The sequence below is a fragment of the Microbacterium lacus genome (assembly GCF_002812805.1).
In the GTDB taxonomy this organism is placed as follows: domain Bacteria; phylum Actinomycetota; class Actinomycetes; order Actinomycetales; family Microbacteriaceae; genus Microbacterium; species Microbacterium lacus_A.
In genome coordinates this window covers 1-9,437 of sequence record NZ_NMUM01000028.1, presented here as the reverse complement: position 1 = coordinate 9,437, position 9,437 = coordinate 1, and the positions used below count along the sequence as shown (strand labels likewise).

Sequence of the window (9,437 nt, the reverse complement as noted above, 5' to 3'; positions counted from 1 at the left end):
ATCGAACGCGTCGCCGACGGACCCGATCGAGGGTGCGATGCCATCGAGCGCCAGCTTCTCGGTGTAGGCCAGCGAGACGTATTGAGACCCGGCGTCCGAATGTGCCCGCAGCTGCTCGGGCTGGACCGGGTGCCCATCACGCGCTCGTTCCCAGAGGGCCATGCGCAGCGGGATCATCACCAGCTCGACGTGCTTGGTGGTCTGTGCGTGCCAGGCCACGATGCGTTGCGAGTAGACATCGACGATGAAGGCGACGTAGACCCAGCCCGCCCAGGTGCGGCAATAGGTGAAGTCCATCACCCAGGTGTGATCCGGCCGGGGCGCGGTGAAGTCGCGGTTCAGCAGGTCGCCGGCACGGACCCCGTCCTTGGCGGGGATCGTAGTGCGGGTGCCCTTGTCGCGACGGATTCCCGACAGCCCGAGCGAGCGCATGGCCCGGTCGACCGCGCCTCGCGACGCGCCGGGGATCGACGTGCGGCGGATCAGCGCGGTCATCTTCCGCCGCCCGTAGAGGCCCTCGGGAGTCAGCACGCGACGCATCGTCCCGTTGCGTTCGACAATGGTCCATGCCGCGGCGCGGACAGCGTCCTGGACCTGCGCGTCCGTGATCGTCCGCACTGCGACGATGCCTTGCCGGTGGGCTCGGTAGGTGCGCGCGGCGATCTTCACGCCCTGCGCTTGCAGGACCCGGATGATCGACTCGACCGCGTGACCTTCGGCTCTCATCGTGTCAATGAAGCCCAGCATCAACGGTTGCGGGGGTCGAGTTCCCCCGCGAAGAAAGTCGTCGCAGCTCTCAGGATCGCGACATCCTCCCGCAGACGACTGTTCTCGGCCTTGAGCCGCTTGATCTCGGCATGCTCGACGCTGGTGATCCCGTCGCGGGTGCCGTCGTCGATATCGGCTTGCAGCACCCACCGGCGCACCGACTCGTGGCCCACGCCGACCTGGCGGGCAACGGCCGCTGACGCGGCCGTCAACGAGGGATACTCCGAACGATGCTCACGCACCAGCCGGACAGCGCGCTCACGCAGGGCAGGATCGATCTTCTTCGGCATGACATACATCCTTCCAACTCAAAAGGATGCGGCATCAAACCTGGGGCGCTTCATTGTGCTCAAGAAGTCCAAGAGCGACAATGCGGTGCTGTTCGTGGATGCGACGAACGAGTTCAAGCGCGTCGGCAACAAGAACAAGCTCACACCAGACAACCAGCAGAACATTCTGCTTGCGCTGGAAGGTCGTGAGGACGAGGACCACTTCATCAAACTGGTGTCGAACGAGGACATCGCCGGCAACGGCTACAACATCGCTGTGTCTTCTTACGTGGAGAGGGTGGATACGCATGAGGTTGTCGACATCGCGAGACTTAACGCCGAAATCGCTCAGATCGTCGCCAGACAAGCCGAGCTACGTACCTCGATCGACGCGATCGTTGCCGACCTGGAGCATGCGGAGTGAGTCGTATCGACGAGCTGGTCGCAGAACTCGCCCCACGAGGCGTCCGTCATGTCGCGCTGTCCGAGGTGGCGGTGTACTCGTCGAGTCGCGTGGATGCCAAGGACCTCGACGAGACTTCATTTGTGGGCGTCGACAACCTCGTCGCCGGTAAAGGCGGACGAATCGATGCCAGCTATTTGCCGAACACCGCGCGTCTAACGGCATACGAGTTGGGCGACATCCTGCTGGGCAATATCCGTCCCTATCTCAAGAAAGTTTGGCGAGCGACGGGTAGTGGCGGATGTAGTGGTGATGTGTTGTCCGTACGCATCAAAGCAGGCTCAAAACAGGATCTTGATTCTGAGTTCCTCTACTACCTCTTGTCCTCAGACGGCTTCTTTGCCTACAACATGCAGCACGCGAAGGGCGCGAAGATGCCCCGCGGAAGCAAAACGGCCATCATGAGTTTTCGAATTCCCGTGCCGCCTCTCGAGGTGCAACGGGAGATCGTGAGAACTTTGGATCAGTTCACTCAGCTGGAAGCGGAGCTGGAAGCGGAGCTGGAAGCGCGCCGCCGTCAATACCTCTACTACGCAGGCTTGCTGCTCACAAACAACGACGAAGTTTCTCGTGTCCGGTTCGGCGATGTAGCCACCATCGTGCGAGGAGCTTCGCCTCGGCCTATTCAGAACTTCATCACGGAGGCGGCTGCTGGTGTCCCCTGGATCAAGATCGGCGACGTACCTGCTCGTGGGAAATACATCACTCAGACTGCGCAGCGCGTAACTGCTGAAGGTGCGAAGAAATCTCGTCGGGTGCGTCCGGGAGATTTTGTGCTTTCCAACTCAATGAGCTTCGGCCGCCCCTACATCTCGAAAATTGACGGCTATATTCACGACGGTTGGCTTGCAATCAGTGGGTTCGAAGACGCATTCGTATCGGACTATCTGTACTACTTGCTGCGCTCGTCGCCGGTTCAGGACGAGTTCGCACGTCGAGCGGGCTCGGGTACGGTCAAGAACCTCAACGCTGAGATTGTTCGATCAGTGGAGATTCCCCTCCCGCCAAAAGAGACCCAGCGACGCGTTGTTGAGTTGCTCGACAAGTTCGACGCCCTCGTGAACGACCTGAGCATTGGCCTTCCCGCCGAGCTGGACGCGCGTCGCAAACAGTACGAGCACTATCGCGACAGGCTCTTGACCTTCGAGGAGGCTGCCGCATGAGTGATGCCTTACCCCGGAAGTACGAGCCGATCGCAGTCTCCGCAGAGGGTACGGTCGTCGCCGAGTACGTGCCAGACTTGAACGCCGCCGCCTACCAGTCAGAGTCTGCACTCGAAAGCGAACTGATTCGCCTCCTGCAGTCGCAAGCGTACGAGTACCTGCCGATTACGTCTGAAGCCCAGCTCGTTGCGAACCTTCGCGCGCAGCTAGAGGTGCTGAATCGCATCACGTTCTCCGACGCGGAGTGGGTCGACTTCTTCGAAAACAAGATCGCGAGCAAGAACGATGGCGTCGTCGAGAAGACCGTGCGCGTGCAGGAAGACCACGTCCAACTCCTGAAGCGCGACGACGGCTCGACTAAGAACATCACTTTGCTCGACAAGCAGAACATCCATAACAACCGACTCCAGGTCGTCAATCAGTACGCGATCGATCAGGGGGAGGGCGGCGCGAACTATGCCAACCGCTACGACGTCACCGTGCTCGTCAACGGTCTCCCGATGGTGCACATCGAACTCAAGCGCCGTGGTGTCGACATCCGCGAGGCGTTCAATCAGATCGATCGCTATCAGCGTGACAGTTTCTGGGCAGGCTCCGGTCTCTTCGAGTATGTCCAGCTTTTTGTGATCAGCAATGGCACGCTCACGAAGTACTACTCCAATACGACCCGCAACCAGCACCTCAAGGAAGGGCAGAAGCCGGGCAAGGGGCGCAAGACTTCGAATAGCTTCGAGTTCACTTCGTGGTGGGCGGACGCGCAGAACAGGCCGATCCAGGATCTGACTTCGTTCGCAAAGACCTTCTTCGCCAAGCACACGCTGCTGAACATCCTCACCCGGTACTGCGTACTCACCGCCGACCGGCTGCTGCTCGTCATGCGTCCGTACCAGATCGTCGCCACCGAGCGGATTCTGCAGCGGATCGACATCTCCACCAACTACAAGCAGCTCGGCACTTTGGCTGCAGGTGGCTACGTCTGGCACACGACGGGCTCAGGCAAGACGCTCACGAGCTTCAAGACGGCACAGCTCGCATCGAAGCTTCCGAGCGTCGATAAGGTGCTCTTCGTTGTCGACCGCAAAGATCTCGACTACCAGACGATGCGAGAGTACGACCGGTTCGAGAAGGGCGCCGCGAACTCCAACACGTCGACCTCGGTGCTGAAGAAGCAGCTTGAGAACCCGAACGCTCGGATCATCATTACGACGATCCAGAAGCTGTCGACCTTTATCAAGGCGAACAAGGGCCACGACGTCTACGACGGCCACATGGTGATTGTCTTTGACGAGTGTCATCGTTCCCAGTTCGGTGACATGCACACTGACATCACGAAGGCGTTCAAGCGCTACAACCTGTTCGGGTTTACAGGGACGCCGATCTTCGCGGCGAACGCGGGGGCTGGTGGGAACCCGCAGTTGAAGACCACCGAGCAGGCGTTCGGCGAGAAGCTGCACACCTACACAATCGTCGACGCGATCACTGACAAGAACGTGCTTCCGTTCCGCGTCGATTACGTCAACACGGTCAAGGTTGGTAACCCGGACGACAAGCAGGTCTCCGCGATCGACACGGAGAAGGCGTTGCTTGCTCCGGAACGCATCAGCGAGATCGTGAAGTACACCCTCGAGCACTTCGATCAGAAGACCAAGCGATCCTCAAGCTACGAGCACTCGGTCGTCACGAACGTCGCCGAGTCCACCCGACTTCGCCGCCAAGCCGAAGCGGTGAGGGAACGCAAGCGTGTGCGCGGGTTCAACGCCATCTTCGCGACTGCGTCGATCGACGCCGCCCGGCGCTACTACAACCATTTCCAGATCCAGCAGGAGCTGCTCCGGCCAGATCGACGGCTGAAGATCGGCCTTATCTTCTCGTATGGCGCGAACGACGCCAGTGATGACGGCATCCTCGACGATGAAGCGTTCGATACCGATGCGATGAGCATGGACGACCGCAGGTTCCTCGAAGACGCGATCCAGGACTACAACGACGTCTTCGGCACCAGCTATGACACCAGCTCCGACAAGTTCCAGAACTACTACAAGGACCTCTCTCAGCGCCTGAAGAACCGTGAACTCGACCTGGCGATCGTCGTCAACATGTTCCTCACCGGCTTCGACGCAACCACGCTCAATACGCTGTTTGTTGACAAGAACCTGCGCGCGCACGGCCTGATCCAGGCCTACTCGCGCACGAACCGCATCCTTAACTCCGTGAAGACGTACGGGAACATCGTCGCCTTCCGCGATCTGGAAGACGAGACCAACGCTGCGCTCGAGCTGTTCGGCAATAAGGACGCTCGCGGTGTCGTTCTTCTCAAGCCCTATGGCGACTACTACGGCGAGTACGCGGACAAGGTCGGTGAGCTGCTGACCTCCTTCCCGCTTGGGCAGCAGATCATCGGGGAAGCGGCCAAGAAGGAGTTCATACAGCTCCTCGGCCAGATACTGCGGCTCGAGAACATCCTGACGTCTTTCGACGACTTCGCCGGCCACGAGATCCTCACCGAGCGCCAGAGCCAGGATTACCGCAGCATCTACCTCGACCTCTACGCCGAGTTCCGAAAGGACAAGAACGCGGACAAGGAACTCATCAATGACGACGTCGTCTTTGAGATCGAGCTGATCAAGCAGGTCGAGATCAACGTCGACTACATCCTGATGCTGGTCGCGAAGTACCGCGAGCGGTTCGGCGACGGCGACGACAAGGAGATCCGCGCGGAGATTTCGCGTGCCGTGGATGCGAGCCCGACGCTGCGCAACAAGAAGGACCTCATTGAAGCCTTCGTCGACTCCGTCTCGGTGGACGGAGCCGTGGACGAGGAATGGCAGGCTTTCGTTGCTGCCAAGCGTGAGTCTGAACTACAGGCGATTATTGAAGAGGAGCGACTCCGCGCCGATGCCACCCGTGCGTTCGTTGAGACGGCCTTCCGTGATGGCACCCTCCGCACAACTGGAACTGCCATCACGAAAGTCTTACCACCCGCATCACGTTTCGCGATCGATGGTGGTCATGGCGAGAGGAAGCAGCGAGTGATCGAAAAGCTCGGAGCGTTCTTCGACCGTTTCCTTGGGCTCGGCGGAGGCGCGCAGTGAGCTCGACCAGGTGGCCAGCACTCGGGGCATCAAGTACCGCGGCGTGACTAGTTGCGACCAGCTGCTCCGAGTCGTAGGGGAACAGCGCCGGTTGTCATCGAGCTGAACTTCCTCAGCGATTGCAGGCCTGCGTCGAAAGTCGCACCATTTAGCTTGCCGGCCGCGTAAGAGGACAAGGTCACCGGAAAGTCCAAGCTGACGTGGTCGCTAAGCTGGGAGGTCCTGCGAGTCGTCATCCGAGTCGTCGACTTCATCCACGTATTCCGCCGCGAGCTGGCCAACATCTGTCGCGGTCTCGTCTCGTTGAGCCCGCTTTCCCATGGCCTCCTCGATGATCCGAAGAAGAAAGTGCTTTCGCCGTTCGAAGTGCGCAGTGAAATTGTCTTCTCGTAGCGCGCTCGGATCGATGCCGTGGGTAGAGATGATCGAATCGATATCGGCAGCGGACAACTTTGACTTTGCTTCGACGCGTAGGAGGTACTCGCTCGGTGCGACCCCGCCTATCGAGCGATTCGTTTCGGCAGCCAATGGAGTCTTGTTGACGATGCTGTTGTAGAGCAGTGGATCTACGCCGTGATCTTTCGCCCACTTCTCTGGAAAGACATGATGGATGTCGGTCTTCAGTGCGACATACTGCGCCTTACTGAAAGTGACGTCCCTCATCCAGTCCTTCGCGCCTTGAGCTATGAGCAGCGAGTAGACGCCCTTGTACGCCGCGGCCAACCTCGTCTTTAGCGTATAAAGGCGCTTCTCCTGGAAGATGGCCTCCGTCACCGTTATCGGCTCCGTGGAACCGCCCATGGCCCAGGCGGGTACCTGCTCTACGTCGCGCGCGAAGCGTGTCTCTGTCGTCGAGCCGTACAGTTCGCCGAGAACTCCGCACCAGTACCACTGACGAATCCGTGCCTTGACCCCATGGTGATCCGCTTCATCGCCAAGCACGACCCTGATCGCTGCGAGAGGCACCAGCTGGGTGGGGTAGGGGACGAATCGCGATTCGAGAATGTGCTGATCCGCTAGAAAGACTCCGGCCCACTCGAAGGCTTCGACCAGGGGACTTCGCCATTCGAGATAGTCATCCAAGGTGAGGCGCAGGATGTCCTCACGTCGAGCCGACACGGCCGGCGGCCGTTCTGCCGTACTAGCGCGGTTCCGCTTGCGGGTTGCCAGCAAGGTGATCGCCTGGAGGAAATCTGTGCTGCGGATCGATTCGAGGACCGCTTCCTTCTTGAGGTCATGCTGGATCGCGATCCAGTCGTCGTTAAGCCGGAAGTCTTCCCCGTGCGTTGCGAAGTACTCCGCGTCGCCCGCAAACGTCGCCGTCAGCAATTCGAAGACGTTGAGCGGCACCCCGCCCGTGTTCACCTTCTCGAACACGGTCGCCACCGCAGACTTGCTGGTGTCCTTCTTCAGCTGGATTGCTGGGATCTGATACGTCGCTGACGGCTTGAGTATCCGGTTCGTGAACTGGCGTGCTAACTGCTGGTCTGCGATCCCGTACAACCAGTCGTTGATGTCGAAGCCCGCAAAGAGAAGTCGAAGTGGAAACATCTCGTTCGCTTGTTCCCGCTCGGATGTGCTCAGGTCGAGCACTACGTCACGATCAAAGTTCGCACGAATTACTCCGTCTCCGGGAATCGACCTGACCGCGTCCTCGATGGACTCGTCGCCGTCGACTGCTTTCCTCATATCCACGTAGTAACGGCGATCGATCAGCTTGCCTTTGGCGTCCTTCGTGTGGACGATTCCATCGCCTGTCAGTGCCTGGGTAAGTGACGTGAGCCGCTGCTGCCCGTCGAGGAGCAGAAGTTGAGGCTCTGTGCCCGAAGCGACAGCGGTTCCTGCAAGCGGTTTCGGTTTGAAACGGACTTGATCATTGCCCGTTTCGAGGAGCATGACCGCACCCATCGGGTGACCCCGCAGAACTGTGACGAGCAACGATCTGATCCGCTCGTCCTCCCATTTGTACTCACGCTGAAAGTCGGGCAACTGCAGGTGGCCGTCCGTTGTCCACTGAAGGTATTCGGAAAGCGGCGGCTGAGGCGTTTCAAAACCCAAGGGATACTCCTCTGATGGATCGTCAAACGCCACGCTATCGACAACACTCGCAAGAGGCGAACGGTGCACGGGCCACCGAGCCCTCCTCCGGACCACGAGGAAAATGGCAACCGCGCAGCGAGACAGATTCCCCGTCAAGGCGAGGCGACACCACAGACCCGAGTTGTGCCAACCGAGAGCAATGCACGCAGGCACCCATGGTGGGCGACGGGTGGCGTCCGGCAAGGTGGTGTACGGATCGGGTGACCGTGTCGCTGCGGACGTAGCGACGGTCACCGCGTGATCCTTCGAGAGAACTCTTCACATCCATCTCGAAAGGACCCCGACGATGACCGTCTCACCCCACGATATCGACCCTGCCCGCTTCCTCGAAGACCACCTCGCGCAGGCGTCTCCCGATCTGCTGCGGGAGATGCTCGGCACGTTCATCAACCAGCTGCTATCCGCGGACGCGGACCAGATCTGCGGCGCCGCTTACGGCACGATCAGCGACGACAGGGTGAACCGTCGCAACGGTTACCGCCACCGCGACTTCGACACCCGCGCCGGGACCATCGACGTGAAGATCCCCAAGCTCCGGCAGGGCACCTACTTCCCGGAGTGGCTGCTGGAACGCCGCCGCCGCGCGGAGGCCGCACTGACCACCGTGGTCGCGACCAGCTACCTCCTCGGCGTGTCCACCCGTCGGATGGATGACCTGGTGAAGACCCTCGGGATCACCGGGCTGTCGAAGTCGCAGGTGTCGGAGATGGCGCGCGACCTTGACGAGCAGGTGACCGCGTTCCGCACCCGGCCGTTGGACGCCGGCCCGTACTCGTTCGTCGCCGCCGACGCGCTCACCATGAAGGTCCGCGAGGGCGGCCGGGTCGTGAAGGTCGCGGTGCTGGTCGCGACCGGCGTGAACGCCGACGGCTACCGCGAGATCCTCGGTCTGCAAGTCAACTCGACCGAAGACGGCGCCGGCTGGCTGACGTTCTGGCGCGACCTCGTCGCGAGAGGCCTGACCGGCGTGAAGCTCGTCACGTCCGACGCACACGCAGGTCTGGTCGCAGCGATCGGCGCGACCGTCGGCGGGTCCTGGCAGAGGTGCAGAACCCACTACGCGGCGAACCTGATGAGCGTGACCCCAAAGTCCTCGTGGCCATGGGTGAAGACCCTGCTGGGCACGGTTTTCGACCAGCCCGACGCGGAGTCCGTGCACGCCCAGTTCGACCGCGTCCTGGACGCGCTCGAGCACAAGCTCCCCAGGTCGTTCGAGCACCTCGAGGCCGCACGTGAGGAGATCCTCGCGTTCACCGCGTTCCCGAAGAGCATCTGGCGGCAGATCTGGTCCAACAATCCGAACGAACGCCTCAACCGGGAGATCCGCCGCCGCACCGACGTCGTGGGCATCTTCCCGAACCGCGACGCGATCATCCGGCTCGTCGGCGCCGTCCTCGCCGAGCAACACGACGAGTGGGCCGAGCAACGCCGCTACCTCGGCCTCGACGCCCTCGCCGCCGCACGCCGCGTCGGCGAACCCACCACAGAGGAGGTGATCGAACCCGACCTTCGGGCCCTCACAGCCTGACCTCGACACGAGGGATCACACGATCACCGATACACCACGTCCCAGGACTTGACC

5 protein-coding genes and 1 pseudogene are annotated in these 9,437 nt (G+C 60.8%); 4 read left to right on the top strand and 2 right to left on the bottom strand.

Annotated features, from left to right (window positions below; translation table 11 throughout):
- Positions 1 to 1,058, bottom strand: a pseudogene (locus CGU34_RS09915) (IS3 family transposase); the annotation flags it as partial.
- Between CGU34_RS09915 and CGU34_RS09910 the strand changes: the two are divergent.
- Genes CGU34_RS09910 through CGU34_RS09900 form a run of 3 tightly spaced genes read left to right on the top strand, consistent with a single transcriptional unit; the run spans position 1,057 to position 5,755 of the window.
- Complete coding sequence (locus CGU34_RS09910; protein WP_100814005.1) at positions 1,057 to 1,461, top strand: N-6 DNA methylase; 405 nt, start codon at positions 1,057 to 1,059, stop codon at positions 1,459 to 1,461. The pseudogene CGU34_RS09915 and the gene CGU34_RS09910 overlap by 2 nt on opposite strands.
- Positions 1,458 to 2,663, top strand: a complete 1,206-nt coding sequence (locus tag CGU34_RS09905; RefSeq protein WP_232711625.1) for a restriction endonuclease subunit S — start codon at positions 1,458 to 1,460, stop codon at positions 2,661 to 2,663. Before CGU34_RS09910 ends, CGU34_RS09905 begins: the two co-directional genes overlap by 4 nt.
- Complete coding sequence (locus CGU34_RS09900; RefSeq protein WP_100814004.1) at positions 2,660 to 5,755, top strand: type I restriction endonuclease subunit R; 3,096 nt, start codon at positions 2,660 to 2,662, stop codon at positions 5,753 to 5,755. Before CGU34_RS09905 ends, CGU34_RS09900 begins: the two co-directional genes overlap by 4 nt.
- Positions 5,756 to 5,962: 207 nt before the next feature.
- Here CGU34_RS09900 and CGU34_RS09895 read toward each other — a convergent pair whose 3' ends face one another.
- The gene (locus CGU34_RS09895) at positions 5,963 to 7,846 is read right to left on the bottom strand and encodes a GmrSD restriction endonuclease domain-containing protein (protein WP_198517745.1); all 1,884 of its coding nucleotides are present in this window, start codon (positions 7,844 to 7,846) and stop codon (positions 5,963 to 5,965) included.
- Positions 7,847 to 8,141: 295 nt separating this feature from the next.
- Between CGU34_RS09895 and CGU34_RS09890 the strand changes: the two genes are divergently transcribed.
- Positions 8,142 to 9,383 carry an IS256 family transposase gene (locus CGU34_RS09890; protein WP_100809640.1) on the top strand — a complete coding sequence of 414 codons (1,242 nt, stop codon included), beginning with the start codon at positions 8,142 to 8,144 and terminating at the stop codon, positions 9,381 to 9,383.
- Positions 9,384 to 9,437: the final 54 nt, after the last annotated feature.